The 26,016-nt window shown below is 70.5% G+C and carries 21 protein-coding genes; 11 read left to right on the forward strand and 10 right to left on the reverse strand.

The window, feature by feature from the left end:
* Positions 1-41 precede the first annotated feature (41 nt).
* A complete protein-coding gene (locus ACIBX3_RS32920) occupies positions 42-1,394 on the reverse strand; it encodes an alpha-L-fucosidase (protein ID WP_397123827.1) in 1,353 nt (450 codons plus the stop codon).
* A 276-nt stretch (positions 1,395-1,670) separates the two neighbouring features.
* Between ACIBX3_RS32920 and ACIBX3_RS32925 the strand changes: the two genes are divergently transcribed.
* Positions 1,671-3,317, forward strand: a complete 1,647-nt coding sequence (locus tag ACIBX3_RS32925; protein WP_397123829.1) for a RecQ family ATP-dependent DNA helicase — start codon at positions 1,671-1,673, stop codon at positions 3,315-3,317.
* A 64-nt stretch (positions 3,318-3,381) separates the two neighbouring features.
* On the opposite strand, the gene ACIBX3_RS32930 is transcribed toward ACIBX3_RS32925, so the two are convergent.
* Positions 3,382-4,335 (reverse strand): helix-turn-helix domain-containing protein, encoded by a 954-nt coding sequence (locus ACIBX3_RS32930; RefSeq protein ID WP_397123831.1) that lies wholly within the window; start codon positions 4,333-4,335, stop codon positions 3,382-3,384.
* Positions 4,336-4,489: 154 nt separating this feature from the next.
* Between ACIBX3_RS32930 and ACIBX3_RS32935 the strand changes: the two genes are divergently transcribed.
* From ACIBX3_RS32935 to ACIBX3_RS32955, 5 genes are read left to right on the forward strand one after another with little or no spacing between them, the layout of a single operon-like run.
* Entirely contained in the window at positions 4,490-5,365 is an 876-nt protein-coding gene (locus ACIBX3_RS32935; protein ID WP_397123833.1) for a branched-chain amino acid ABC transporter permease, read from the forward strand.
* Entirely contained in the window at positions 5,326-6,534 is a 1,209-nt protein-coding gene (locus tag ACIBX3_RS32940) for an ABC transporter substrate-binding protein (protein ID WP_397123835.1), read from the forward strand. Before ACIBX3_RS32935 ends, ACIBX3_RS32940 begins: the two co-directional genes overlap by 40 nt.
* Positions 6,531-8,306, forward strand: a complete 1,776-nt coding sequence (locus ACIBX3_RS32945) for an ATP-binding cassette domain-containing protein (protein ID WP_397123837.1) — start codon at positions 6,531-6,533, stop codon at positions 8,304-8,306. The genes ACIBX3_RS32940 and ACIBX3_RS32945 overlap by 4 nt, the downstream gene beginning before the upstream one ends.
* Entirely contained in the window at positions 8,306-8,989 is a 684-nt protein-coding gene (locus ACIBX3_RS32950) for an ATP-binding cassette domain-containing protein (RefSeq protein WP_397123842.1), read from the forward strand. The genes ACIBX3_RS32945 and ACIBX3_RS32950 overlap by 1 nt, the downstream gene beginning before the upstream one ends.
* 18 nt (positions 8,990-9,007) lie before the next feature.
* On the forward strand, positions 9,008-10,423 hold the full coding sequence (locus tag ACIBX3_RS32955; RefSeq protein WP_397123844.1) for an amidase: 1,416 nt from the start codon (positions 9,008-9,010) through the stop codon (positions 10,421-10,423).
* A gap of 93 nt (positions 10,424-10,516) precedes the next feature.
* On the opposite strand, the gene ACIBX3_RS32960 is transcribed toward ACIBX3_RS32955, so the two are convergent.
* Complete coding sequence (locus ACIBX3_RS32960) at positions 10,517-11,905, reverse strand: SPFH domain-containing protein (protein WP_397123846.1); 1,389 nt, start codon at positions 11,903-11,905, stop codon at positions 10,517-10,519.
* Between the two features lie 484 nt (positions 11,906-12,389).
* Between ACIBX3_RS32960 and ACIBX3_RS32965 the strand changes: the two genes are divergently transcribed.
* Positions 12,390-13,067, forward strand: coding sequence for a YqjF family protein (locus ACIBX3_RS32965; RefSeq protein WP_397123848.1), 678 nt, complete (start codon positions 12,390-12,392; stop codon positions 13,065-13,067).
* Here the strand turns inward: ACIBX3_RS32965 and ACIBX3_RS32970 are convergent.
* The gene (locus ACIBX3_RS32970; RefSeq protein WP_397123850.1) at positions 12,955-13,446 is read right to left on the reverse strand and encodes a DUF3040 domain-containing protein; all 492 of its coding nucleotides are present in this window, start codon (positions 13,444-13,446) and stop codon (positions 12,955-12,957) included. The two genes, ACIBX3_RS32965 and ACIBX3_RS32970, sit on opposite strands and share 113 nt — an antisense overlap.
* 67 nt (positions 13,447-13,513) lie before the next feature.
* Positions 13,514-15,214: a cytochrome c oxidase subunit I gene (ctaD, locus tag ACIBX3_RS32975; RefSeq protein ID WP_397123852.1), complete on the reverse strand. Its 1,701-nt coding sequence runs from the start codon at positions 15,212-15,214 to the stop codon at positions 13,514-13,516.
* Positions 15,215-15,543: 329 nt separating this feature from the next.
* Here ctaD and ACIBX3_RS32980 point away from each other — a divergent pair, with 329 nt between their 5' ends.
* Positions 15,544-17,181, forward strand: coding sequence for a cytochrome bc complex cytochrome b subunit (locus ACIBX3_RS32980; protein WP_397123854.1), 1,638 nt, complete (start codon positions 15,544-15,546; stop codon positions 17,179-17,181).
* Positions 17,182-17,263: 82 nt separating this feature from the next.
* Here ACIBX3_RS32980 and ACIBX3_RS32985 read toward each other — a convergent pair whose 3' ends face one another.
* From ACIBX3_RS32985 to ACIBX3_RS32995, 3 genes are read right to left on the reverse strand one after another with little or no spacing between them, the layout of a single operon-like run.
* A complete protein-coding gene (locus ACIBX3_RS32985) occupies positions 17,264-18,217 on the reverse strand; it encodes a hypothetical protein (protein WP_397123856.1) in 954 nt (317 codons plus the stop codon).
* Positions 18,214-18,852, reverse strand: a complete 639-nt coding sequence (locus ACIBX3_RS32990) for a hemerythrin domain-containing protein (protein ID WP_397123858.1) — start codon at positions 18,850-18,852, stop codon at positions 18,214-18,216. Before ACIBX3_RS32990 ends, ACIBX3_RS32985 begins: the two co-directional genes overlap by 4 nt.
* A gap of 54 nt (positions 18,853-18,906) precedes the next feature.
* Positions 18,907-22,146, reverse strand: coding sequence for a BTAD domain-containing putative transcriptional regulator (locus tag ACIBX3_RS32995; RefSeq protein ID WP_397123860.1), 3,240 nt, complete (start codon positions 22,144-22,146; stop codon positions 18,907-18,909).
* 192 nt (positions 22,147-22,338) lie between these two features.
* Between ACIBX3_RS32995 and ACIBX3_RS33000 the strand changes: the two genes are divergently transcribed.
* Both ACIBX3_RS33000 and ACIBX3_RS33005 read left to right on the forward strand, forming a co-directional pair.
* Entirely contained in the window at positions 22,339-22,908 is a 570-nt protein-coding gene (locus ACIBX3_RS33000) for a dihydrofolate reductase family protein (RefSeq protein ID WP_397123862.1), read from the forward strand.
* Positions 22,909-23,008: 100 nt separating this feature from the next.
* Positions 23,009-23,260, forward strand: a complete 252-nt coding sequence (locus tag ACIBX3_RS33005) for a hypothetical protein (protein ID WP_397123864.1) — start codon at positions 23,009-23,011, stop codon at positions 23,258-23,260.
* 12 nt (positions 23,261-23,272) lie between these two features.
* Here the strand turns inward: ACIBX3_RS33005 and ACIBX3_RS33010 are convergent, their stop codons facing one another.
* Complete coding sequence (locus ACIBX3_RS33010) at positions 23,273-23,980, reverse strand: hypothetical protein (protein WP_397123866.1); 708 nt, start codon at positions 23,978-23,980, stop codon at positions 23,273-23,275.
* Between the two features lie 10 nt (positions 23,981-23,990).
* The gene (locus ACIBX3_RS33015; protein WP_397123868.1) at positions 23,991-24,743 is read right to left on the reverse strand and encodes a FadR/GntR family transcriptional regulator; all 753 of its coding nucleotides are present in this window, start codon (positions 24,741-24,743) and stop codon (positions 23,991-23,993) included.
* 68 nt (positions 24,744-24,811) lie between these two features.
* On the opposite strand from ACIBX3_RS33015, the gene ACIBX3_RS33020 reads away from it, so the two are divergent.
* Entirely contained in the window at positions 24,812-26,014 is a 1,203-nt protein-coding gene (locus ACIBX3_RS33020; RefSeq protein ID WP_397123870.1) for a (Fe-S)-binding protein, read from the forward strand.
* Positions 26,015-26,016: the final 2 nt, after the last annotated feature.

Consider the following 26,016-nt stretch of genomic DNA (forward strand, 5'->3'; position numbering starts at 1 on the left):
CTCCACCCGCGCATGGCCCGCCGATCCGGCGGCCGGGGGGCTCATCCCGGTGATGCCAGCGTGAAGCGGATCGCGGCGGGCAGTGGTGCGCCGAGCCCGGGGGAGGCCACCCGCACGCCGTCCGGGACGGCCGCGGCGCTGACCGGGCCGCCGTCCAGGAGGGCCGCGGTGGCCGGGTCGAGCAGCCCCGGCCGGATCTTGAGCACCGCCTCACCGCCCGGCGCGCCGGCGACGAACGCGTAGGCGTGCCGGTCGTCGCGGGTCCAGCGGACCCAGGGCGGGCCCTCTTCCGTGAGGGTCTCGCCGCCGGGGACGGCGTCGCCCGGCTCCAGCGGCCTGGTGGCGTGGACGGCGGTGGCGTGGTGTGCCATCCAGGACGCGATGCCCTCCAGGACGGCGCGCTGCTCTTCCGGCAGGGTCCCGTCGGCCTTCGGGCCGACGTTGAGCAGCAGGTTGCCGCCGCGCGAGACCACGTCCACCAGCAGTCGCACCGCGCCCGCCGGATCGAGCAGGTGCTCGGGACCCTCGTTGCGGTTGTAGCCGAAGGACAGGCCGACGCCCCGGCAGTTCTCCCAGACGGCGGCCGCCTCCTTCTCGCGGCCCGCCTGGTACTCGCTGGTCAGGTAGTCGGCGTGGGCGCCGTCCCAGCGGTCGTTGACCACGCCCTCGGAAACGGCGGCATAGTAGTGGGTGAACAGGCCCGGCAGGTCGGCCATGCCCAGGTCGGGCCAGCCGATGTCGTTCCACAGCACGTCCGGCCGGTAGCGGTCGATCAGATCGCGCACCTGACGCAGGGCGTAGGCGGCGTAGGCGGCCTCGTGGGGGCGGCCGTAGTCGTCGATCAGGTCCTCGTGGCGGATGACGGCGCGGCGGCCGGCGTACCAGTCCAGACCGCCGGAGTAGTACACGCCGAAGCGCAGCCCCCGGGCGCGCACGGCGCCCGCCAGGTCGGCGACCAGGTCACGGCGCGGGCCGCGGTGGACGGTGTTGCGGGTGCCGGTGCCGGGCGCGTCCCACAGCGCGATGCCGTCGTGGTGCTTGGTGGTCGGCACGACGTAGCGGGCGCCGGCGCGGGCGAACAGGTCCGCCCAGTCGCCCGGGTCGAAGGACTCGGCCCGCCAAAGGTCGAGGAAGTCGTCGTACGGGCGGCCCCCGTGCACCGCGCGATGGTGCTCCCAGGCGGGGCTGCCCTCGATCTGGCTGGTGTTCCAGTACCACTCGGCGTACGGGTTGTGCGCGAACCACACCTCCGGGTCGGTGGCGCCCAGCTCGCCGGTAGGCTCCGCCCAGGCGGGCACCGAGTACGCGCCCCAGTGGATGAACACGCCGAACTTGGCGTCGGTGAACCACGCCGGGACCGGCCGGCTGGTCAAGGAGTGCGGGTCGTCGGTCATGGCGCACCTCGATGAGACATCGGACTACTTGCTGGACACAACCCTAGGATCAGCCCACACAACGGCGCCATAGTCTTCTATACATCCGATCTCAGAGCTCGGCGCGGGTGGCAGGCCCTGCCAGTCGCCGGCGAGTCTCAGCCGAGATCGGTGTGCCGCGGCGTCACCGTGCTGCCGGTACGAACGATCCGCCGCACACTGTCTGCCCGCGCGGCCGGGCGCATGCTGCCCCGTGAGCGCGGGTAATGACCGCCCACCGAGTGAAGGATGGGTGGCATGGGATTGTGGATGAGGTTGAAGGGCCGGTTCGGGCGCCGGGGACGGCGGCTGCGGGCCACGGCCCGGCAGCGCTTCGGCTGGCAGAAGCTGCGGCCGGGCCAGCAGGAGGCGATGGAGCACTTACTGAAGGGCCGTGACGTGCTGCTCGTCATGCCGACCGGTGGCGGCAAGTCGGCCGTCTACCAGGTTCCCGCGCTGCTGCTCCACGGACCCGCGATCGTCGTCTCGCCGCTCATCGCGCTCCAGCGTGACCAGGTGACCAGCCTGCTCAAGGCCGACGCGGGCGGCGCCGTGGCGGTGAACTCGACCACCTCTGTGGAGGCCGGGCTGGAGAAGGTGACGGCCGGGGAGGCGGCGTTCGTGTTCCTGTCCCCGGAACAGCTCGTCAAGCGCGACGTCGTCGAACGGCTCGCGCAGGCCGGGCCGTCACTGATCGCGATCGACGAGGCCCACTGCGTCTCCTCGTGGGGGCACGACTTCCGCCCCGACTACCTGCGGCTGGGGAAGGTCATCGAGCGCCTGGGGCATCCGCCTGTGGTGGCGATGACCGCCACCGCCGCGCCGAACGTCCGCGAGGAGATCGTCCGCTCACTCGGACTGACCGACCCGGTGGAGATCGTCAGGGGGTTCGACCGGCCGAACATCTCGCTGGAGGTCCGGCGGTTCGTCCGCGCGGAGGACAAGAGCCGGGCGCTGGTCGAGTACGCCGCCTCCCGCGACGGTCTGGGCCTGGTGTACGTCGCCACCCGCAGGGAGACCGAGGAGTACGCGGCGGCGCTGGCCGGCAGGGGACGCCGGGCCGAGCCGTACCACGGGGGCATGCGGACCGCCGAACGCACCCGCGTGCACGAGCTGTTCACCGCGGGCGACGTGGACACCGTCGTCGCGACGTCGGCGTTCGGGATGGGCATCGACCGGCCGGACGTGCGCTACGTGCTGCACGCCGAGCCGCCGGAGTCGCCCGACGCCTACTACCAGGAGATCGGCAGGGCGGGCCGGGACGGCGCGCCGGCCTCGGCCGTGCTGTTCTACCGGCAGGAGGATCTGGGCCTGCGCCGGTTCTTCACGGGCGGCCGAGCCGACGGCGAGGCGCTGTTGCGTGTGGCGACGCTGGCTCGCGAGCACGGCGGCACGGTGCCCGCGGGCGAGCTGGCCGCGCTGCTCAAGGTGCGCCCGTCACACCTCACCAGGCTCGTCAATCTGCTGGAACGGGCGGGCGCGCTCACCGTGACCGACACCGGCGACCTGCGCTACACCTCCGGCAGGCTGACGCCGGAGCAGGCCGCCGCGCGGGCGGCCGAGCTGGACGAGGCGCGGCACCGCGTCGACGACTCGCGGATCGACATGATGCGCGGCTACGCGGAGACCGGGAACTGCCGCCGCCGGTTCCTGCTCGCCTACTTCGGCGAGCCGTACCCCGGGACGTGCGGCGCGTGCGACATCTGCGAGAACGGCGAGGCGCCCGAGCCCGCGCCCGCGTCCGGTCATGGGGCGTTCCCTGTGCGGGCGAAGGTGACGCACAAGATGTGGGGGCCGGGGACGGTCATGAGCCGCGAGCCGGACCGGATCACCGTCCTGTTCGACTCGGTCGGCTACAAGACCCTGTCGCTGGCCGCGGTGGAGGACGTCCTCCGCCCAGCGTAGATCCGGGATCAGTCCACCGCACCGATGCGACCCGGTACCGGCACCGGGTTCGCCGCGGACCGGGTCACACGCGGGCGCCGGTCCGGCTGATCGCCTCCCGCCGGAACTCGCGCGGCGAGATCCCGTACTCCGACCGGAACAGCTTGCTGAAATGGCTGGGGTCCTTGAGCCCCCAGCGTCCGGCGATGGCCTGGACGGGCACGTGGGCGAGCGCGGGGTCGCCCAGGTCCTGCCGGATGTGCTCCAGCCGCCGCCGGCGGACGTGCTCCCCGATGCTCTGGCCCTGCTGCTCGAACAGCTTGTGCAGGTAGCGAGGCGAGACGTGGTGGGCGGCGGCGATCGTGCCGGGGAGCAGTTCGTCGCCGAGATGGCGGTCGATGTGGTCCAGGATCCGCTCCAGCAGGGCGGCGCCGTCACCGGGCGGGTCCGGCCGGGACGACTCGCGCAGCACCGTCCTGAGCATGGCGGTGACGTGCTGGCCCAGCTCGCGTCCGGTCAGCGGGCCCAGCCCCGGCGCCTGATCGGCCATCTCCATCAGCATGGCCGTCAGGATCCGCGCGCTGGGCAGCCGGAGGATCTCGCGGTTGGCGGTGACGCCGCCGACGGTGCCGAAGAGCCGGTCCACCGCGGCCGCCGGGATTCTCATCAGGAAATAGCGGTAGGGACCGTCGAGCTCCAGCCGGAACGGCCGCCTGCCGGAGTAGAGCATGAAGTCGCCGGGCGACAGCGAGGCGCGGCGGCCGTCCTGTTCCAGCCAGCCGTTGCCGCATCGGAGCAGGCTGATCAGATGCTCCCCGTCCGGCACGGACGACGACGGAAGGGAGTGGACCCGGACCGGATCATCGCCGGTGATCTCGCACGCGCCCAGCATGCCGAAGCGGTACGGCCTCATCTCCGCCTGATAGGGGCGCCCCTGGTCCCGTACGAGCACCGCGTCGGAAGTGCGCACGCCAAGCTCTGCGGCGGTGTCGAGATAGCCGTAGACAAGGGTGCCGTCCTGTCTCCGCTCGATGGGCATGGCCACTCCTCTACCGGGCCGTTCGCGCGTGATTCAGTGTCGGGCCAAGCGCTGGAAGACCACAAGTGTGCGCCCTCGTACCAGTTCGCCCACCACATCGCGGCCATCATCTGAACATCCCATCCGGTCGACGCGGTGAAAGGCGGACCAGATCGTGGACGTTCTGCTCGCCATCTTGAGCCAGTTCGGGTTGTACGGCCTGCTCACCCTCGGTGTCGCGATCGTCTTCGCCGCGCTGCGGGTGGTCAACCTCGCCCAGGGAGACCTGGCGATGACCGGCGCGTACGTGGCCGCCACCGCCACCACCGTGGCGTTCGGCTGGCGTGTGCTGCTGGCCTGCGTGCTGTGCGTGGTGCCGCTCATGATCATCGAGCGGACCCTGTTGCGGCGCCCGCTCGCGGACGGACTGGCCACGATGCTGGTCACCTGGGGTGTGGGAATGGCGCTGCGGCAGGTCGCCGAGCTGCTCTTCACCTCTACGTCGCGGACCGCCGCGGCACCCGTGGAGAGCACGGTCGAGCTGCTGGGCACCCCTTATCCGGCGTACCGGCTGATATCCGGCCTGGTGGCCGTCGCGGTCATCGGAGCGGTCCTGTTCGCCGCCTACCGGACGGGCTGGGGGCTCACACTGCGCGCCGTCGCGGACAACCCGACGATGGCGGCGCTGCTCGGCACCGATCCGCGCCGCATGCGGACCGCGGCCTTCGTCTCCGGCGGGATGCTGGCCGTGCTCGCGGGGGCTCTGTACAGCCCGCTCCTGGCGGTGAATCCGTCGATGGGCTTCGGCCTGCTCGTGCCCATGTTCTTCGCCCTTCTGTTCAGCCGCCCGGGCGCCCTCGGGGCGGCGGTCACGGCGGCGCTCCTCGTGGCCGCCCTGGCGGTCCTGCTGCGCACCTGGCTCACCGACACCCTCGCCGACGCGCTCTTCTACATCGTCATCATCGGGACTGCGGCGCTCCGGTCGCGTTCCCACGTACGGAGGTTGCTCTCATGGTCCCGTCGCATCCTTTCTCCCGCACGGTCGTCCTGACCACCGTCGCGGCGGCCCTGCTGACCTTGACGGCGTGCAGCGGCTCGGCCGTCTCCAGCGCCGCGGGCGACTCCGGGGCGCCGCTGAAGATCGGAGTGGTGGTCCCGCTCACCGGCCCGGTCGGCGAGACGGGGAAGGCGCTGCAGCACGGTCTCGAGCTGGGCGTGCAGAAGGTCAACGACAGCGGCGGGGTGGGCGGCAAGAAGGTCGAGTACGTCGTCGTCGACGACGCCGGCGACCCGGCGACCTCCACCCAGCTCGCCCGCAAGCTCATCCAGCAGGATCGTGTGTCGATGCTGTTCGGCACCATCACCGGCGACACCGCCGAGGCCGTGAGCAAGGTGGCCGAGGACGCCAAGGTGCCGTTCGGCACGGCCATCCTGGGCGACACCGAGCGCTGCTCCCCCTACTCGTGGGGGTTCGGCGAAAGCACCCGCCAGATCCTGCTCCCCAGCGTCCCGGAGCTGATCGGCGAATACGGCAAGCGCGTGGCCATCGCCGGGTCGGACTACAACTACCCGCACTTCTACGCCGGCATCGTCAAGGAGATCGCCAAGTCGGCCGGCGGCACGATCGTCGCCGAGGAGTACAGCCCGCTCGGCCAGACCGACTGGCAGTCGGTCATCACCCGGTTGAAGGACGCCCGGCCCGACGTGCTGCTGTCCATGGTGGTCGGCGCGGACGCGGTGGCCTTCAGCCAGCAGGCCAAGCAGTTCGGGCTGCTGACGTCCAAGCTGGGCTACGACGGCGCGCCCCTGGACACCGACTACTATCCGGCGCTCGCCGATCTGGTGAACGGGCGCACCCACGTCGTGCGCTGGACGGACCAGCTCGACAACGCCGAGAGCAAGAAGTTCGTCGCCGACTACCGGGCGAAGTACGCGTTCACGCCGCCCATCCCGGAGGTCGCGGGCAACGCCTACTTCGGCATCCAGTTCTTCCTCGCCGCCGCGGGCAAGGCCGGCCGCAACGACCCGCAGGCGATCAACACCGAGATCGGCAAGATGAGCTTCGACTCCCCGCTGGGCAAGGGCACGCACTTCGAGCCGGCCAACCACCTGCTGCAGGCTGACATGCTGGAGACCACCATCGAGCCCGGCGGCGCCTACAAGGTGACGCGCAACCTCGGCCCGATCGCCGACGACGTGGCCAAGCAGGGTTGCTCATGAGCGAGCGAACCCAGGGCAACGGCGGCGTCGTGAGCGAGCGGCCCGTGCCCGGCGCCACGGCGGTGTCCACGGGGACCCCCCGCACGGGACGGCCACGCGGGCCGGCCGTGGCGGCCACCGCACTGGTGCTCCTCGCCCTGGCGGCGGTGCCTTTCGGGCTCAGCCCCTTCGCCGTCGCCACCCTGACCCTCGGCCTGTGTTACGGCCTGTTCACCTACGGCCTGGACCTGGCCTGGGGACGGGCCGGACTGCTCAGCGTCGGCCACGCGGCCTTCTTCGGCTGCGGCGCCTACGCGGTGGCGCTGAGCGAAGCGCACAGCGTTCCCCTGGCGCTCACGCTGGCCGGGGCCCTGATCGCGGCCACCGCGATCGCGCTGATCGTGGTCCGGATCGGCCTGGCGTCCGGCATCCCCGACGCGCCGCTGATCCTGCTGACGCTCGGCGTCAGCCTGCTCCTGCAGAAGGCGGCGACCACGCTCACGCCGCTCACCAACGGGACCAACGGCCTGACGGTGTCCACCTCGGACGTGGTCACGACCTACTACCGGACGCTGATCGCCGTGGTCGTGGTGGTGGGGGTGTGCACCTGGCTGATCGTCCGCAGCCGGTTCGGCGCGCGGCTGACGGCGGCGGCCCGCAACCCGGAACGCGCCGCGCAGTCGGGCATCGACACCGTCCGCGTCCGGTCGGCCGCCTTCGCCGCGAGCGCGGCCGTGTCGACGATCGCCGGAGCGCTCTACGCCCCCGTCGCCGGGCTGATTTCCCCGACCGTGTTCGGCCTGGGGCTGTCGACCAGCGTCCTGGTCTGGCTCGCCGTGGGCGGCCGGGAATCCACGCTGGGCGCCGTGTTCGGCGCGGTGGCGCTCACCACCGGCCAGCAGATCCTGGGCCCCACCTGGCAGGGCTGGTACATCCTGGGACTCGCCATCCTGTTCGTCCTGATCGTTCAGGTCGCGCCGGACGGCGTGGCGGGGCTGGCCCGCACCTGGCTGCCGGGCGGCTCGCCCACCGTGAAGCTGCCCCCGGCCGCCGCCAAGGGCGGAGAGCCCGGGACGCCGCCCGCATCCGGCCCCCACGCCGCCCTCAGCCTGCAGGGGATCGCCAAATCCTTCGGCCCCGTCCGGGTGCTCGACGGCGTGGACCTCACCGTGCCGCCGGGCCGGTGCGTCTGCCTGATCGGGCCCAACGGCGCGGGCAAGAGCACGCTGCTGGCCATCGTCGCCGGCCAGCTCACGGCCGACGCCGGCACGCTGCGCATCTTCGGCCAGGACGCCTCCGCCGTACCGGTGCACCGCCGGGTGCGCATGGGTGTCGGCCGCATGTTCCAGATCCCCAGCGTCGTCACCGAGCTGTCTCCCGCGGACAACATCCGGCTGGCCCGCATGGAGGCGCCGGTCCGGGCCGGCCTGCCGGAGGACTACCAGGACCTGGTCACCGACGACGCGACCGCGGCGGGCACCCTGCCGCTGGCCGACCGGCGGCGACTGGAACTGGCCATGGTGCTCGCCGGAGCCCCGCGACTGGTCCTGCTGGACGAGCCGGCGGCGGGAATGGGACGCCAGGACGCCCGGCGGCTGACCAGGGAGCTGAAACAGGTCGCCGAACGGACCGGCTGCGCCATGCTCGTCGTCGAGCACGACATGGACATCGTCAGAGAGCTCGCCGACGACGTCGTGGTCCTGCACGGCGGCCGGATCATCGCACACGGGCCCATGGACGAGATCGTGGCCGACGCCGCCGTGCGCGAGGCCTACCTGGGGGCGGCGAGCTGATGCTGACACTGACCGGCATGTCCGGCGGATACGGGCAGGCGAACGTCGTCCGCGGCGTGACCGCACAGGTCGCGGCGGGCGAGGTGGTCGCGCTGCTGGGACGCAACGGGACGGGCAAGACGACCCTTCTCCGCACGATGTTCGGCCTGGCCGACAGGCAGGGCGGTGAGGTCGTCTTCGACGGCCACGCCGTGCCGCCGGGCCGTCCCGACCTGCTCGCCAGGTGGGGCGCCGCCCTCATGCCCGAGGACCGCGGCGTGTTCCCGTCGCTGACCGTCGCGGAGAACCTCCGGCTGGCCACACGGAAGGGATTCGTCCCCGCCGTCGACCCGCGCGACCTCTTCCCCCTGCTGACCGAGCGGGCCTGCCAGCCGGCGGGGACCCTGTCCGGCGGGCAGAAACAGCAGCTCGGCGTGGCCCGCGCGATCCTCGCCGGCCGGCGCATGGTCGTGATCGACGAGCTGACCCAGGGCCTGCAGCCCTCGCTCGTGACCGAGGTGCTGGCCGGGCTGGCCGCCGTCGCCGCGGCCGGCGTGGCCGTGATCGTCGTCGACCAGCACGCCGGGATGATGCTCGGCTGGTGCCATCGAGTCGTCGTCATGGAGGCGGGCCGCGTCGTGCTCGACGCCCCGGCCGGACCCGAGACCCGCCGGCAGCTCGACGAGCTGCTCATGGTTCGCTGATCCCCGTTTGGAGCTGAAATGGACCCCTTCGCCGCCGCCGTCGACCTCGCCACGGCCGTACGCAAGCGAGAGCTGAGCCCTGTTGAGATCGCCGACACCTACTTGACCCGGATCGACCGCTACGACCCCGGCCTCACCGCCTTCGTCTGGCGCAACGACGACGAGGTGCGCGCCGCCGCCAAGCGGGCCGAACAGGCCGTGGCCGACGGTGCGGACCTGCCGCCCTTCCACGGAGTGCCGATTCCGATCAAGGAGCTGACCGAGGCGGAAGGGCAGCCGGCCACCTACGGCTCCCTGGGCGTGCACGACCGGCCCAGGCCGCAGAGCGAACCTGTCGTGCAACGTTTCGCTGACGCCGGATTCGTGCTCATGGGCCGTACGAACTCCCCCGAGATGGGCCTGCTGTCCACCACCGAGAACAGCCGGTTCGGCAGCACCCGCAACCCCTGGGACCCGTCCCGCAGCCCCGGCGGGTCCAGCGGGGGAGCGGCGGCCGCGGTGGCCGCCGGGCTGTGCCCCGTGGCGCACGCCAACGACGGCGGCGGCTCGATCCGCATGCCGTCCTCCAGCTGCGGGCTGGTGGGGCTCAAGCCCAGCAGGGGGCGGGTTCCCCAGCAGGTGGCGGCCTGGGAACACGCCACCGTCGAGGGGGCCATCACCCGCTACACGCGCGACGCCGCCGCGCTGCTCGACGTCATGTCCGTACCGGACCGGCTGGCCATGTACCGCGCGCCCGCACCGGAGCGCCCCTTCGCCGAGGAGGCTGGGCGGGACAGCGGGCGGCTGCGCATCGGCCTGCTCACCGATGCGCCCACCGGCATGCCGGTGGACCCCGTCTGCGTCCAGGCGGCCGAGCGGGCGGCGCGGCTCCTGGAATCCCTCGGGCACGACGTCTTCCCCGTCTCTCCCCGGTTCTTCAGCGAGGAGGCCATCACCGGGTACGCGCTGACGATTCTGGACGCCGCCCTGTGGGGCGTGCCCTACGATCAGCCGGAACTCGCCGCACCGCACCTGCGCCGCCGGATGGAGCGCGCGACGACCAGGCACTCCGGCGAATACGTACGGGCTGCGATCCGCCTGCAGGTGGAATCCCGCGCCGTCGTCGCCCAATGGGGCACCGACTTCGACGTCCTGCTCACCCCCACCATGGCCTGCCCTCCGCCACCCGTCGACGCCGTGCTGCAGGAGGCCAACGACAACCCCGACGGGCTGCGGCTCACCGAAACCCAGATGATCTCCTTCACCGCGGTCTGCAACATCACCGGTCTGCCGGCGATCAGCCTTCCCCTGCACATGTCCCCGACCGGCCTGCCGATCGGCGCCCAGCTGGTGGGCGGCCCATGGGACGAGGCCGTGCTGATCCGACTGGCCTCCGCCCTGGAGACCGTGGACCCGTGGCCCCTGCGCCGCCCCTCCGCCTTCACCGCGAACTGAGCGCCGGCGATCACCACGGGCGGCGGGCGTCGAGCTCGGCCACGCCGTCGAGCTCGACGGCGTGGCCGCCTCAAGCGATGACGCGGACCGCGGTCAGGAACCCGGCCCGTCACCGTCGATCGCCGAACGCAGCACTCCGACCACCACGGCGAGCTCGGACAGCAACCCCGACACGGTGGTCCGGTCGCTGCCGTTGATCGACACCACGCGCAGTTCCTCCGGCTTGGGGAGCTTCGACATGATCTCGGGCAGCAAACCGATCAGCTTGGCCTGCAGACTGGCCGGCGTCTGCTGATTGTCGATATCGGCCCGCATCCGCACGCGCTCCACGTCGAGCAGCGCCCGCTCGTGGCCGGCCAGTGCCTGGGAGCGTGCCAGTTCCAGCTCGCCGCCGAGCTCCAGGCGCTTGAGCTCCTGCTCCCGCTCGATCCTGAGCCTGCCGGTCTCGGCCTCCTCGGCGTGCCGTTCGCGCTCCATCCGCAGCGCGTGCCGGGTCGTCTCGGTCTCCAGCTCCGCCACCGCCCTGGAGTCATCGTGCTTGCGCTGGGTGCGCCGCAGCCGCTCAGCGACCTCCGTGTCGAACTGCAACGCCTCGTTGCGGGCCCGCAACTCGGCGAGTTCCCGCTCGTACTCCAGACGCTGAGTCTCCTTGAGCCGCTCGGCCGCCATCTCGCGCTGGGCGACCGCCTCCTGGGACTGCAGCTCCGCCAGCCGGGCGATCTGCCCCTGCTCGGCCCGGTACGGCTTCTGTAAATTCTCCCAGAGCCGCGACGAGCTGACGACGGCCTCCTTGATCTGGACGGTGACGATACGCAGGCCGAGCCCTTGGTCGCTGTCGTCCTCGCCTTCGGCCACCGCGCGCAGCCGGGCGGTCAGCTCCTCGATGATGGGCTGCTTGTCGCTGAGCACGTCGCGGACGCCCATGGTCGCGACCTTGTCCTTGATGGCCGCCTCCGCCTGCTCCCGTAGCTGCAGGTTGACCAGCCGCATCGGGTCGTCTGGGTCGCTGAAGTCCAGTTTGCGGTAGGCGGTGGGGAAGGTTTGGACCCCCCACTGCACATAGCCCTGCACCAACACCCCTTGCAGTTCTCGGCAGATGCAGTAGGCGTTGATCAGGATGGTTTGGGTGGCGCCTGGCACTACCAGGAATGAGTCGGTGGATGGGTTGAAGCGGAACGATACGCCCAGGCCGATGTGCAGGGGCTTTTCCCGGCCGCGCCGTGTGTGCACCACGAAGGCGTTGGGTGGGACGAGCACGTTCTTCCAGCGCCAGAAGCCGGTGATCCGTACGTCCACCGGCCCCGGAGTCGCCTTCTCGGGTGCCGCCCCGCCGAGGGCCCGCTCGCGCTTGGCCAGCGGACCCGCCACGTGCGCCGGCCCTGCCGGGGCGGCGCCGCGGCGCGCCCTGAGATCGTCCTCGAGCACCGCCTGCTGTGCGACGACCTGTTCCAGATAGGTGTTGCCCTTGTCAGCGGTGCTCATCGACCCCTCCGCCACCTCACGATTGGCGATGAGTCTCGCCTACGCCGCCGGACCACCGCAACCTCAATGCGCTCCAGACCATCCGGCACACCGGCCTCCGGCTCGGCGGGCTCGTTCAGGCCCCGTCGTCGGTTACCGCAGGACCCTGGCCGACCACCGTGTGCCCCGGCCGCCGACATCAACCTCACCACGGTGCACGTGCCGCACGAAGACTGGGCCGCACCGCCGTACGCCTGGCGCTCCAGCGAGGGCGGGACAGGTCGGGCCTGGCCGAGCACGTGCTGCTCGGCACCCACATCATCGTCCGGGGCTCGGTCCGCCCGCTCAGAGACGCGGCACTGTAGAACTCCGGCTTCGGCGGGTGGTGAAAGCTTGGACCGGGGAGTCTCGGGTAGAGCGTGCAGGTGGCTTGCCCGCTTGAGCGATCAGCACACTGGGTGCACGCATGAAGGCTCCGCCGTCTCCGCGCGTCGGGTGGCCGGTGATGTATCACCGCTGGTCGCAGATGACGTTCCTGCACTGGCGGTATCCGGTCGAGGTGGTGCGGGCGCTGGTGCCGGGCTCGTTGACGGTCGAAACGTTCGACGGGACGGCGTGGGTGGGGCTGACGCCGTTCCGCATGGAGGATGCGCGGATGCCGGGCATGCCCGCGCTGCCGTGGTTGTCGAGCTTTCCGGAGACGAATTGCCGCACCTATGTGCGTGACGGCCGCGGGCGCTCCGGCATCTGGTTCCTGTCGCTGGATGCCGGGCGGCTGGCGGCCGCGGTCGGCGGGCGGGCCGGCTACTGGCTGCCGTATTTCTGGTCGGACATGTCGGTACGCGCGGAGGGCGGCCGCAGGCGGTACCGGTGCCGTAGACGGTGGCCGGGACCGGAGGGGGCGCGGTGCGATGTGGACGTGGCCGTGGGTGAGGCGCTGACGGAGGACGAACGCGACGAGCAGGCGCACTTCCTGACCGCTCGTTACCGCCTGTTCACCATGGTGACAGGGCGGCTGGCCGCGGCCGAGACCGAGCATCCCGCCTGGCCGCTGCAGCATGCCCAGCTGATCAGCCTGGACCAGGACCTGCTTCAGGCCGCCGGCCTTCCGGCTCCTGACAGTGCCCCGATCGTGCACGCCTCGCCTGGTGTGGCGGTGCGGGTGGGGATGTGGAGCTGGTGACGCGATCGAGCCAGATGCCCATGCGGTGTGCCGCCACATGCCACTTGTCCATGCCCTGCTCCATGCCCTGCGGACGACCGGGAACGTCACGGTGACTGCTGGTGGTGGTGGCCGGTGGGCGTACAGGGAGTTCTGACGGAGTGGAGGTGCGGCTGCCCGCCGCGAGCGTGACGCACACCAGCACCACGGCCAGAACGATCACCAGGAGGAGGATGCAGATGATCTCTCGTCCGCTGACATGGCAGGCGTAGCGTTGCGGGCCGTCCCGGAGCGGGGCGGCGTTGAGCGCGTCGATGCGGCGGGCGAAGGCGGGATCTCGCCGGCGGAGATTCTGCTCGATTTCGGCGAGTAGCCGGTGCTCCTGATCGGACAGGCTCATGTTCGCTACCGCGACTGTGCCCAGGCCGGTTCATGGCGTGGCGTGGGGACGTGGTCGAGAGGACTGGTCACGGCTTCTCCTCCTGCGCTGTCTCCTCGTTGCCGAGCCGGGGGTGATGGGATGTGTGCGGGTGGTGCAGGTCGAAGGCGGGCCGTTCGGAGCGGATGGGCGGGATGCCGGTGAAGTTGTGCCGCGGCGGCGGGCAGGAGGTGGCCCATTCCAGCGAGTTGCCGAACCCCCACGGGTCGTCCAGGGTGACGCGCGGCGCGTGGCGGGCGGTGTGCCAGACGTTGTACAGGAACGGCAGCGTCGAGGCGCCCAGGATGAACGCGCCGATAGAGGAGACCAGGTGCAGGTCGGTGAAGCCGTCGCCCGCGCTGTAGTCGGCGTAGCGGCGCGGCATGCCCGCCGCGCCGAGCCAGTGTTGCACCAGGAACGTCGTGTGAAAGCCGATGAACAACGTCCAGAAGTGCCACTTGCCGAGGGTGTCGTTCAGCATCTTGCCGGTCATCTTCGGCCACCAGAAGTAGAAGCCGGCGAACATCGCGAACACCACGGTGCCGAAGACCACGTAGTGGAAGTGGGCGACGACGAAGTAGGTGTCGGTGACGTGGAAGTCGAGCGGCGGCGAGCCGAGGATGACGCCGGTCAGGCCGCCGAGCAGGAATGTGATGAGGAAGCCGACCGAGAACAACATCGGCGACTCGAAGCTCAGATGGCCCCGCCACATGGTGCCGATCCAGTTGAAGAACTTCACCCCGGTCGGCACCGCGATGAGGAAGGTCATGAAAGAGAAGAACGGCAGCAGGACCTGCCCGGTCGGGAACATGTGGTGTGCCCACACCGCCATCGACAGCCCGGAGATGGAGATGGTCGCGCCGACCAGGCCGATGTAGCCGAAGATCGGCTTGCGGCTGAACACCGGGATGACCTCGGTGATGATGCCGAAGAACGGCAGCGCGATGATGTAGACCTCGGGGTGGCCGAAGAACCAGAACAGGTGCTGCCACAGCATGGCCCCGCCGTTGGCGGGGTCGTAGACCTGGGTGCCGAGCTTGCGGTCCGCTTCGAGCACGAGCAGCGCGGCGGCCAGCACGGGGAAGGCCATGAGCACGAGCATGCTGGTCAGGAGAACGTTCCAGGTGAAGATCGGCATGCGGAACATGGTCAGCCCGGGAGCGCGCATGCAGACGATGGTGGTGAAGAAGTTGACCGCGCCGAGAATGGTGCCCAGCCCGGCCAGCGCCAGTCCCATGATCCACAAATCGCCGCCGATGCTCGGGCTGAAGGTGCCTTCCGACAGCGGCGTGTAGGCGAACCAGCCGAAGTCGGCCGCGCCGCCGGGCGTGAAGAACCCGCTGACGACGATCAGCCCGCCGAACAGGAACAACCAGAAGCTCACCGCGTTCAGCCGGGGGAAGGCGACGTCCGGCGCGCCGATCTGCAAGGGCATGACGACGTTGGCGAACCCGGCGAACAGCGGGGTGGCGAACAGCAGCATCATGATCGTGCCGTGCATGGTGAACAGCTGGTTGTACTGCTCGTTGCCGATGAGCTGCAGGTCCGGCTGGGCCAGCTCGGCACGGATGGCGAGCGCCATGAGACCGGCCAGCGCGAAGAAGACGAACGACGCGATCAGATACATGTATCCGATCACCTTGTGATCGGTCGTCGACAGCCAGGCCGCGAGCACCTCTCCCTTGCGGCGGGCGCGGAGCGGGGCCATGGGGGAAGTCAGCGGCTCGCCGCCGGGCTTGAAAGTGGTCATATCGCTCTCCGTCGTCTTCAGCGAAAACAGCAGCGCAGCTACCCCGGCGCATCCCCATAAATCGCCGCATTACCGGCAAAGGGGAAATCTGTTGCGACTGCATGGTGATCGTCATTCGGAGAGACGGAGAGAGCCCGGCCGAAGCCATTCTCATGGCAATTCCATTACCGGCCTTCTTTCGGCATCACGTGCATACCGGTTGCCGTCGTGGGCACCTCTAAGCCAGAGACCGATATCTCATTCCTTGCCCGCGCCGCCTGGCCGCCTCCTGGGAGCGGCCGATGACCGCGAGACCAGAATCTGGTTGTGCGGCTTAGGGGAGGTCACATATGGCCACACCGCCGAAATTCATTACAGGACCCAGTGGATATCTTGACGCCCGTTTGGGGGCGGCGAACTTCCTCAAGCGCAACCTACGCAAAATTTTCCCGGACCATTGGTCGTTCCTGCTGGGCGAGATCGCGCTTTACTCGTTCATCATCCTGCTCTTGACCGGAACGTTCCTGACCTTCTGGTTCAAGCCCAGCATGCAGCATGTGCTCTACGACGGCTCCTACGCACCGCTCAAGGGCGTGGGGATGTCCGAGGCGTACGCCTCGACGCTGGAGATCAGCTTCGAGGTGCGCGGCGGGCTGCTGCTCCGGCAGATTCACCACTGGGGCGCCCTGCTGTTCGCCGCCAGTTTGATGATCCACATGCTCCGCGTGTTCTTCACCGGCGCCTACCGCAAGCCACGTGAGCTGAACTGGCTGATCGGCATCGGGCTGTTCACGCTCGCCCTCTTCGAGGGGCTCACCGGCTACTCCCTGCCCGACGACCTGCTGTCGGGTGCGGGGCTGCGGATCACCCAGGGCGTGCTGCTGTCGCTCCCGCTGGTCGGCACGTACCTGTCGTTCTTCCTCTTCGGCGGGGAGTATCCCGGCGAGGTGGTGATCCCGCGCTTCTACACGTTGCACATCCTGCTGATCCCGGGCATCCTGCTCGCGCTCATCACCGCCCACCTGGTGCTGATGTGGGTACAGAAGCACACGCAGATGCCGGGCAAGGGCCGTACCGAGAAGAACGTGGTGGGCGCGCCGCTCCTGCCCGCCTTCATGGGGAAGTCGGGAGCGTACCTGCTGTTCACCGCCGCCGTCCTGACGGGTCTGTCGACCTTCACGCAGATCAATCCGATCTGGTTGTTCGGTCCCTACACACCGGCGGACATCTCTGCCGGATCCCAGCCGGACTGGTACATGGGCTTCCTGGAAGGCTCCCTGCGCCTCATGCCCTCCTGGGAGATCAACCTCTTCGGCACGGCCCACGCGGGCACGCTGCCGCTGAGCGTGCTGATCCCGGCGCTGCTGCCACTCGGGCTGGTCATCACCGGCCTGGTGCTCTATCCGTTCCTGGAACGATGGATCACCGGTGACCGGCGCGAGCACCACATCGCCGACCGGCCGCGCAACAACCCGCACCGCACCTCGATCGGCATCTCGGCCATCACGTTCTACGGTGTGCTGTGGCTGCTGGGCGCCAACGACGTGATCGCGGCCAACTTCCACATCAGCCTCAACTGGACCACGTACGGCGGCCGGGTGCTGGTCTTCGCGGGCCCGGCGCTGGCCTATCTGATCACCTACCGGATATGCCTGGGGCTGCAGCGAGCGGATGCCAGTACCATCGGCCACGGGGTGGAGTCGGGCGTCATCAAGCGCCTGCCGCACGGAGAGTTCATCGAGGTCCACGCGCCGCTCGCGGGGGACGTCGAGGCCCACGTGCGCGGCAAGTCACCCGTTCCCATGCTTCCGGCGGCCCGTCATGACGGCGGGGGCGTCCCGCCCAAGGAGGCCCGCGGTCTGCTCGGCCGTCTCAGGATCAGGATGAGCCGTGCCTATGGCGGCGAGAAGATCCCTCTCGACACCGGCCACGACCACGAAGAGCGACCAGCCATAACAGATCAGTACGAAAAGGCGCCACGAGACTGACCGTGGTCCGTCGGCCGTCGTGATCGTGACGCCCCCTCCGGGTCACGATCACGGCGAAGGCCTCCCCGCCGGGCCCCGTGGCTCAGGCGGTGTTCCGGAGGCGGGCACGCCGCCGGAAGACGGTGACCAGGCCGGAGCCGAGGTTGCTGATGAACTTGCTCTTCGGAACGGCGAACCGCTGGACCGTGTGCGGCGCGTACCTGGCCTCCTCACCCACCTCGAGCCAGCCCGTGTGCTGATCCACACTGATTCCGATCCCCCGGGCGTTGAAGGAGTGACCGAGGAGGCAGGCGCGCCGCCCGCCCGGGGGTAGCGGCCGTTCGGTTGTCAGGGTGATCCCCGCCCTGTCACCGGAGGCGATGCTCGCCTGGACGACTTCGGGATGGCCGTCGGATCCCCGGTAGCCGAGGAGCACGTGCTGTTGCGCCGTCACGCGGCGGGCGGCCTGCACCGCGTCCAGGCGGGGAGCGGATCCCGCACCGGGCGGCCGGTGCGGCCCGGGCGGCATCGCGAGCGAGGCTCCGATGACGCGAGATGATTCGCCCGCGACGATCGGCGATCCCGGTTCCCCGACGGTGATCCGCTTCACGTCGAGCCACACGACGACCCGCTCGTGGTAGTAGGAATGCATGATGCGGTCCCAGAGCCATCCTCTGACGATGCCGAGCCGGTCCTCCATCGCCGAGTAGACCTCTGGCGTCATCTGCCCGATGCGGGCCGTGCCCTGGACCAGGACGAAGCCGGGACGTGACGACCTGCCGTGCTCCCGGGTGTGGAAGGCCAGCGCGACGCGCGGGTCCGCGGTCATCCGGTCGAGCTTGCGCCCGTTGCCGAGGGCAGTGGTGAACCCGATCCTGCCGTGCGTCCTGTCCCGCAGGCCCAGTGGGCACACGGGCGTCATCACGACGCCGCCGGCCGGCGTGGTGTAGGCGAGCGCGGAGACCAGGTCGCCGGCGAAGATGTCGTCGAGCGTGTCGTCCCAGGTGATGGTGGCTGCTCCGGACGGCAGCGCGGATCCGGTGAGTGAGTCGCTCATGCGCCGTACACCTGCCGCATCCGCTTGTTGAACTTGGGCCGCATCGCCAGGCGCCAGAGCAGCCGGACGAACCACGGCACGCTGGTCAGGAGGTGGGCGATCTCGGTCCTGCTCGCATACGTGACGGCGATCCCGAACAAGAAGGGCAGGTCGGGCTGGTCCCAGCTCTTCGTGACCTTCTCGTGCAGCTCTCCGAACCACTCCTGGGTCAGGTGCCGGCGGATCAGCGGCACCGCCTCGCGCTCTTCCAGCGTGAGGTGGTCGGCGAGGCGGGCTTGGAGTTCACGCAGGATCGGGGCGCGCTGGGCCAGCGTCCTGCCGCGGTCGCCGATCTGCTCCAGCAACGCGTCGATGTCACCGTGGTCGGCCTCCAGCCGGTCCAGGACCGCGGTGGCGGCGGGATCGGCCAGGCGCAGCGCCGGCCAGATATCCTCGTCCTCGGGCGCGTGGTGATGGTGCAGATACTTGATCATGAAGGCGATGTGCGCCTCGATCGCCGCGACGCGTTCGACGTCGGCCGGGTCCACGGTGGCCGCGGCGTCGGCGAGGCGGCCGTACTCGGCCTTCATGGCCTTGTGTGCGACGAGGAAGCCCGTCAGATCGGGCCCGGTGGTGACGGTGGATGCGGCGGGCATGTCCGCCCCTTTCTGTCGAAGACTCTTCGAGAGTGCGGGGCGGCTCTTGCGCGGCTATTGGTTGTGGATTGTCCGGATCAGGCCGCGGGCCTGATCCGCCCACCACGTCAGCCCCTCCCGGCCGGCGTCGGCCGCGCAGGATCGCAGCAGCTCGCCGGCCTCGTCACGCCGGCCGAGGAGAAGCGCGAGCTTGGCGAGGTGAAGGTCGACCGGCCCGAGGGTCAGGATGTTGCCGCCCATCACCAGGCCCCCCTTGTAGGGGAGGAGCCGGGCGTACGTGCGTTCCGCCTCCTCCTGGTCTCCCGCCGCCTCGACCGCCATGGCGCGGTACGCGAGGCTCGCGACCTGCGTCCAGTCGTCTCGCAGCGGCTCCCAAGGGCTCGACGCGAGCTCGGCGACGCGTCGCGTGTCCCCTCGCGCGTCCGCGGCGATGAGGGCCAGGTCGTGGGCCGTGGCGGGAACGAGCATGGCTATCCCGGAGCTCTCGAGCATTTCCTCGGTGATCTCGCCGGCCCGGCCCGAGCAGATCAGCAGGGAGCAGCGAACGCTCGTGTAGTGCGCGTCCGGGCTGAACAGCCCGAGTACCCGCAGCCGCTTCCACGACTCCTCGAGGCTCCGCATCGCGGCGTCGAATCGTCCCCCGACGGCCAGTCTGGCCACGCGCCACGCCTCATGCTGGACACCCTGCAGGCGCAGCCCCAGTCGCCGGATCTGCACGTCACACTCGGCGGACAGCCGGTCGGCCTCCGCGATCGCGAGCCGCTGGGCCGCCAGCCAGACGAGCAGGGCCCTGCCGACGACGGCATGCACGGGCAGGTCGTGCCGCTCGCCCGTCTCGATGAGATCCGTGCCGACCTCCTGCAACTGCGGGTTCCACGAGGGACGCAGGAGGGCGAGCAGGCGCGCGCTGAGCGCGAAACCCAGCAGCCGGGGATCGCCGATCCGGCGTGCCATGGCGACCGCCTCGGCCGTGAGGCGGTCGCACAAAGGGTTCTCGACGGGGTCGTAGAGCTCCATCCCCAGTGTGCCGAGCAACCTGCACCGCAGCTCGGAGTCCTCCTGGGGAATCCCGCTCAGCGCGGTCTCCAGGCGCTTGACGAGCTGCAGCTCGACCTCGTGGTACGTCTTCATGACCCACATGCCCGGCATGTCGAGCGCGACGAGCGCCCGCATGTGGACGTCCTCGTCACCGGCCGCCTCCGCCAGGCGTATCGCCTGGTTCCTCGCCTGGCGCGCGCCGGTGAGATCCCCCGCGTCCAGGCGGGCGCGTACCTCGCAGAGCAGCAGTCCGGCTCGTTCGGAAAGATCGGGAAGCGAGGCGGCGGCATGCTCGGTGGACGCTCTGGCCCACCATCGGGCGGCGTCGCCGAAGGCGAGCTGGCCCTCGGCGGCGATCGCCGCCGTGCGGGCCCACGCCACGGCCTCGGCGGCTCCCAGAGGCGAGGCGGAAAGGTAATGTCCTGCCACGGCCTCGGGGTCGCTTCCCGGCCGGGCGGCGAGCGCTTCGGCGACGGCCAGATGCAGCGTGCACCGCCGCGCCGACGGGAGACCGGCGTAGATCGTCTGCCGGATGAGATCGTGGGCGAAGGCCCGCCCGGGCTGCAGCAGCCTCGCGGAGACCCCCTCGTCCAGATCCTCGATCACCTCGGTGGCCGCCTTGGCGGTGACGACGGACAGCAGCGGGATGTCGCCGCCGTGCCCGATCACCGCGGCCGCGGTGAGGACGTCCTGGCCGCTGAGCCGGGCGACGCGGCGGCGGATGACGTCGGCCACGCCGGAGGGCACGGCTTCGAGCGCGGCCTCGACGCCTTCGGCGGCCGCCAGCCGCAGCGTCTCCTGGACGAACAGGGGATTGCCGCCGGTCCGGTCGACCAGCCGCTTGAGCGCCTCGTCGCTCATCGTCGTCTCCGACGACTCGGCCATCAGACGGACGCCGTTCGCGGACAGCCCGGCCAGCTCCACCCGCTCCGCCCCCGACCGGGTCAGCGCGTTCAGCAGCTCGCTCAGCTCGCGGCTCTCCGCCTCTCCCGTACGGAGCGTGGCCACGACGTAGAGCCGGGCGCCGGAGGCCATGGTGAGCAAGTCGCAGAACAGCCGGAGGGAGGCGTCATCCGCCCATTGCACGTCCTCGAGGATCAGCAGGCAGGGGGTGGCCGACGCCGCTGCCGTCAACCGCTGGACCAGTTCGGCGTGCCGCTGGAAACGCGCCTCCGCCGCGTCGGGGATGGAGCGTTCCTCGTACTCCGATCCGATCGCTCCCAGAGCCCGCAGCGCCTGCGTCCACGGCCACAGGGACGGCCGGCCGCCGGATTCGCTCGACCGTCCCCAGGCGACCTGCCAGCCCTGCCCGGCGAGCGACTCCGCCAGCCGCGTGGTCAGCCAGGTCTTGCCCACCCCGGCCTCGCCGGAGATCAGGGCGCACCCCGGACGGTCGGAAGCGGTGGGGGCCGCGCCGAGAAGCGCGCCCAGTGGCTCGGCGCGGTTGGCGAGAGGCTGCGCCGTCCGGGCCGGCGGGGGCGGCGGCGCCGGGGCGAGCAGGATCTCGTCCTGGGCGAGCAGCATCGACTCGAGTTCGCGCAGGCGAGGCCCGGGATCGACGCCGAGCTCGGCGGCCAGGCGGGCGCGGGCCCGCCGGATGGCGGCAAGCGCGTCGCCCTGCCTTCCCGAACGGTAGAGCCCGAGCGCGAGCAGCCGCCACAGCTCCTCCCGCAGCGGATGCTCCCGCACGGCGGCCTCCAGCGGGGGCACGGCCTGCGCCGTGCGGCCCAGTTCCAGCAGCGCCTCGCAGCGGGCCCCGAGCGCGTCCAGCCGCAGCTCCTCCAGGCGGGAGACCTCGGGCGCCGCCCAGTCCTCCGTGGCGAACTCGGCGTACGGCCTGCCCCGCCACTCCGCCAGCCCCGCCTCCAGGAGGGCGAGCGCCTGCGTGGGGCGGCCGGCGGCGAGCTGCTCACGGCCGCCGAGCACGGCGTCGGTGAACCTGCGCGCGTCGACCGCGTCCTTCGCTATCCGCAAGGCGTAGCCGGGCGCCTCGCTGACCAGCACCGTCGCCGGGCTGCGCGGGGGCCGCTCCGGTTCGAGCATGCGTCGCAGCCGGGCGAGGATCGCGTGCATGCCGTTGACCGCCTCGCGCGGCGGCTTCTCCCCCCAGATGGTGTCGATGAGGGCGTCGAGGGAGACGACGGTTCCGTCGGCCAGGATCAATCTCGAGATCACCGCGCGCTGCTGGCGGGCCTTGATATCGACATGGGCACCGGCGACGCGGGCTGTGAGCGGGCCGAGAACTGAGAAGCGCACCGGACAAGTGTGATGTCTTGGGTAGTAACTCTGCCAATTCGGCAAGGACTCTTTTCGGACACCATTTGCCACCCAGCCGTCGCCGCCCGTCCCAAAGGGAGACCTTAAGCGATCCGTAAGCAGGTCCCGCGAGGCTGAAGGCACATCAGAACGGCGGGGCCGGACGGCCCCGCCCCTTCCTGGAGGATCATCATGAGGACGATCGCCGCAAGCCTGTTCATCTCCCTCGACGGGGTCGTCGAGGAGCCGGCGGAGTGGCATTTCCCGTACTTCAACGACGAGATGGGTGCCGCCGTGGGGGCGCAGATGACCGACACCCTGCTCCTGGGGCGCAAGACCTATGACAGCTTCGCCGGAGCGTGGCCGGAGCGGGAGGCCGAGGGCGGCGAAGACGCCGGCTTCGCGAAGACGCTCGGTGACGCACGGAAGATCGTCGTGTCGCGGCAGCCCCTGGAGTTCACCTGGCGCAACTCCGAGTTGCTCCAGGGCGACCTGGTCGAGGCCGTGACCGCGTTGAAGAAGGAGCAGGGCGGCCGCATCGCCGTGAGCGGCTCGATCTCGGTGGTCCGCCAGCTGCTGGCCGCGGGAGTGCTGGACGAACTGCACCTGCTGGTGCACCCGATCGCCATCCGCAAGGGCGAGCGCCTGTTCGACGAGGGGGACAACCCCGTCCCTCTGGAGCTGATCAAGTCGGAGACGTTCACGACGGGTGTGCTGTACCTGGTATACCGGCCTGCCGAGGCGACCGGCGACGCCTCCTAGGACGGCGCCGAGGCCGGACGTCGATGTGGGCACCAGCTGTTCTGTGAAAGCGCAGAGAGAACGCATTGCCTGTGGCCAAATTATTAGTTAACTTTCCTTTATGAAGTCGCGCACTCTTGCCGCGCTCACGTTGACCGCGGCCGCCCTCGTCACCGCATCCAGTTTCGGTTCGCCCGCGCACGCCGAGGTGCCCGGCTATGTCAAGCAGGGCACCTACGGCTGGCCCGACCAATGCCTCGGGGTCGGCCACCAGGGCCAGACCAACCACAGCTGGCGCCTGTACTACTGCGAAACCGTCATCCCCACCAACTGGAGCGCCCCCGGCCTCTACTACCTGTGGGTGCAGCACTGAACAGCCGGTCTCCTACAGAGGGCTGATCGCCCGGTCCCCGGCGGACGTGACGATGCTCCAGGGCGCCTCGGGCAACGGGAGCCGGTCCGCCCCCGGATCGAGGAGCAGGGAGCCGGCGGGCAACCGCGGTGAGTTGGCCGCCACCACCCTGCCCTCGGCGTTCACCAGCGTGATCTGCGTGGGGCTCGCGGCCAGCACGCCGAGCAGCAGCGCCTCGAACCTGGCCGCCCGCACGTCGGCCCCCACCACGCCGAGGAAACGGCCGTCCACCTCGGCGGGCGCGGTGAACGTCAGCATGTACGTGTCGGTGCCGCCGTAGTCGACGTACGGGCCGACGATGTGGCGGCGGCGGGTGCGCTCGGGCACGGCGAACCATTCGGCGGCCGTGTAGTCGTAGAAGTCGAGGCTCTCCGGGTTGAGGTCCACGTCGAGGAAGATCGGATCCTGCTCGGGCGGCGCCTGCCACCACTCCAGCCACCGCCGGCGGTCGGCCAGCACGCCGGGCGCGACGATGACGCCGGCCCCCGCCACCACCTCGTTCGTCCTGCTCAGGCAGGCGAAGATCTCCGGCCGGACCGCGGCCAGATCGGCGCAGGCGAACGAGCCGGAGGCGCGGTAGCAGGCCACGACGCTCGCCAGGATGCGATCCAGCGAGCTGAAAATGTCCGCGACGATCGTATGGACCCGGTCCGCCACCTGGCCGACGTGCCGATCGCTCATCGTTGCCTCCTCACTCGGATGCGACGAGCCGCCAATGGAACTCCATCAGACGCTCTATCCCCTTGTCGATGTGTTCCTCGGTGAGCGACCTGGCACGGGCCGGGTCGCGGGCCTCGATGGCGTCGATCACCTGGGTGTGGCTGCGCACCACGTCCTGCGGGTCGACGGCCTCCCCGTACGGGAGCCAGAGCAGCTCGCCCACCTCGGCCTGGATGTCGATCTCGGCGCGCGTCAGCCGTACGGACTGGGCGGCTGCGGCGACCTCGATGTGGAAGCGTCCGTCGGCGCGGCGGCGGTCGCCCACGGAGGTGGCGGCGTCGAGACGGCCGAGGACCTGGCGCAGGCGCGTGACGTTGTCGGCGGAGGCGCGCAGGGCGGCCAGCCGGGCGGCGGTGCCCGCGATCGCCGAGCGGTAGTCGCCGATCTCGCGCAGCTCCGAGGTGCTGAGCTCGCGCAGGCGGCGGCGCAGCCGGGCCGTGGAGGGGTCGGCGGGCGCGAGCACGAACGTGCCGCCGCCGCGCCCCCTGCGGGTCTCGACCAGCCCGCGCTCGCGCAGGGCGGCCAGGGCCGCGCGCAGCGTCACGGTGGAGACGTTGAGCGCGTTCGCCAGCTCCAGCTCGGCGGGGAGCTGGTCGCCGTCGGCGATCAGGCCGAGCGCGATCGCCTCGGCCAGCCGGCGCACCACGACCTCCACCCGGCCGGAGCCGTCATCGACCGGGGCGAAGACCGCCGCCTTGGGGAGCGCCCCCGCGCGCTGATTCATAAGCAGAGCATATTGCCTTTTGAAATATGAACTCATAGTTTTAAGCGCAACCCACTGAGGGAGGCCCCATGCCGGATCCGGAGAAGAGGCCAGAGAAGAAGCTCGCCGAGGAGTGGCGCAACGCCGCCTACAACTGTTTCTCCTCGGGCCACAAGTTCTGCCGCGAGGTCTGCCCGGTCATGCAGGTCACGCGGAACGAGTCCTGGAGTCCCACCGCCTTCCACGCCAACGTCGTCGCGATGGAGCAGGGCGAGCTCGAGGTCGCGGACGTCGCGGCCGACTACGTCAACTGCACCGGATGCGGCGCGTGCGAGCTGCGCTGCCCCAACTCGCTGTTCACCGGCGACTTCTACCGCTTCCGCACCCGTACGGTCGACCTGGTCAAGGCCGTGCGCGGGCTGGCCGTCTCGCAGGGCGTGCACCAGCCGGGCTGGCAGCGCTGGAACCTGCTCACCGACGAACGCGGGCACGAGCCGGTGCTGAACGGCACCCCGGTCGACCAGGCGCGGGTACGCGACTGGGCCGAAGGGCTGGACCTGCCGATCGGCGGGGAGACCATCTTGTTCGTCGACTGCGAAGCGGCCTTCTACCGCACGTCGGTGCCGCGCTCGGTGGCCCGGACCCTGAATCTCGCCGGCTACAAGTTCGGGCTGATGAACGAGCAGTGGTGCTGCGGCGGCCCGGCGGCCGAGATGGGCTACGAGGAGCAGGCGCGCAGGTTCGCCCAGCACAACCTGGACGACTGGCGGGCGGCCGGGGTGCGGCGCGTGCTGGTGCTCGACCCGCACGACTACATCACGTTCACCGAGGACTATCCGAAGTACTTCGGGGACGCCTACGACATCGAGATCGTGCTGGTCGTGGAGCTGCTGGCGGAGCTCATCAGGGAGGGCAGGCTGACGCCGCGCGTCCCGGTCGAGCGTACGGTGACCTACCACGACCCGTGCCGGCTCAACAAGCGCAAGGGCGTCTGGCGGGAGCCGCGGGAGATCCTGGAGGCGATTCCCGGGTTGACCTTCCATGACGTCGACCGGGTGACGCAGTGGTCGTACTGCTCGGGCGGGGGCGGCGGGCTGCCCGTCGAGAAGCCGGAGCTGACCGCGAAGATCAGCGAGCACCGGGTGGGGAAGGCGGCGGAGCTGGGCGTGGACACGCTGGTCAGCGCCTGCCCGTGGTCGGAGCGGCCGCTGTCGGAGGCGGGTCGGGCGCGCTCGATCGACGTCGTGGACCTGCACGAGCTGCTGGCCGAGTCGCTGGGGGTGGCCCCATGAGC

The organism is Nonomuraea sp. NPDC049480, assembly GCF_044465905.1.
Classification (GTDB): Bacteria; Actinomycetota; Actinomycetes; order Streptosporangiales; family Streptosporangiaceae; genus Nonomuraea.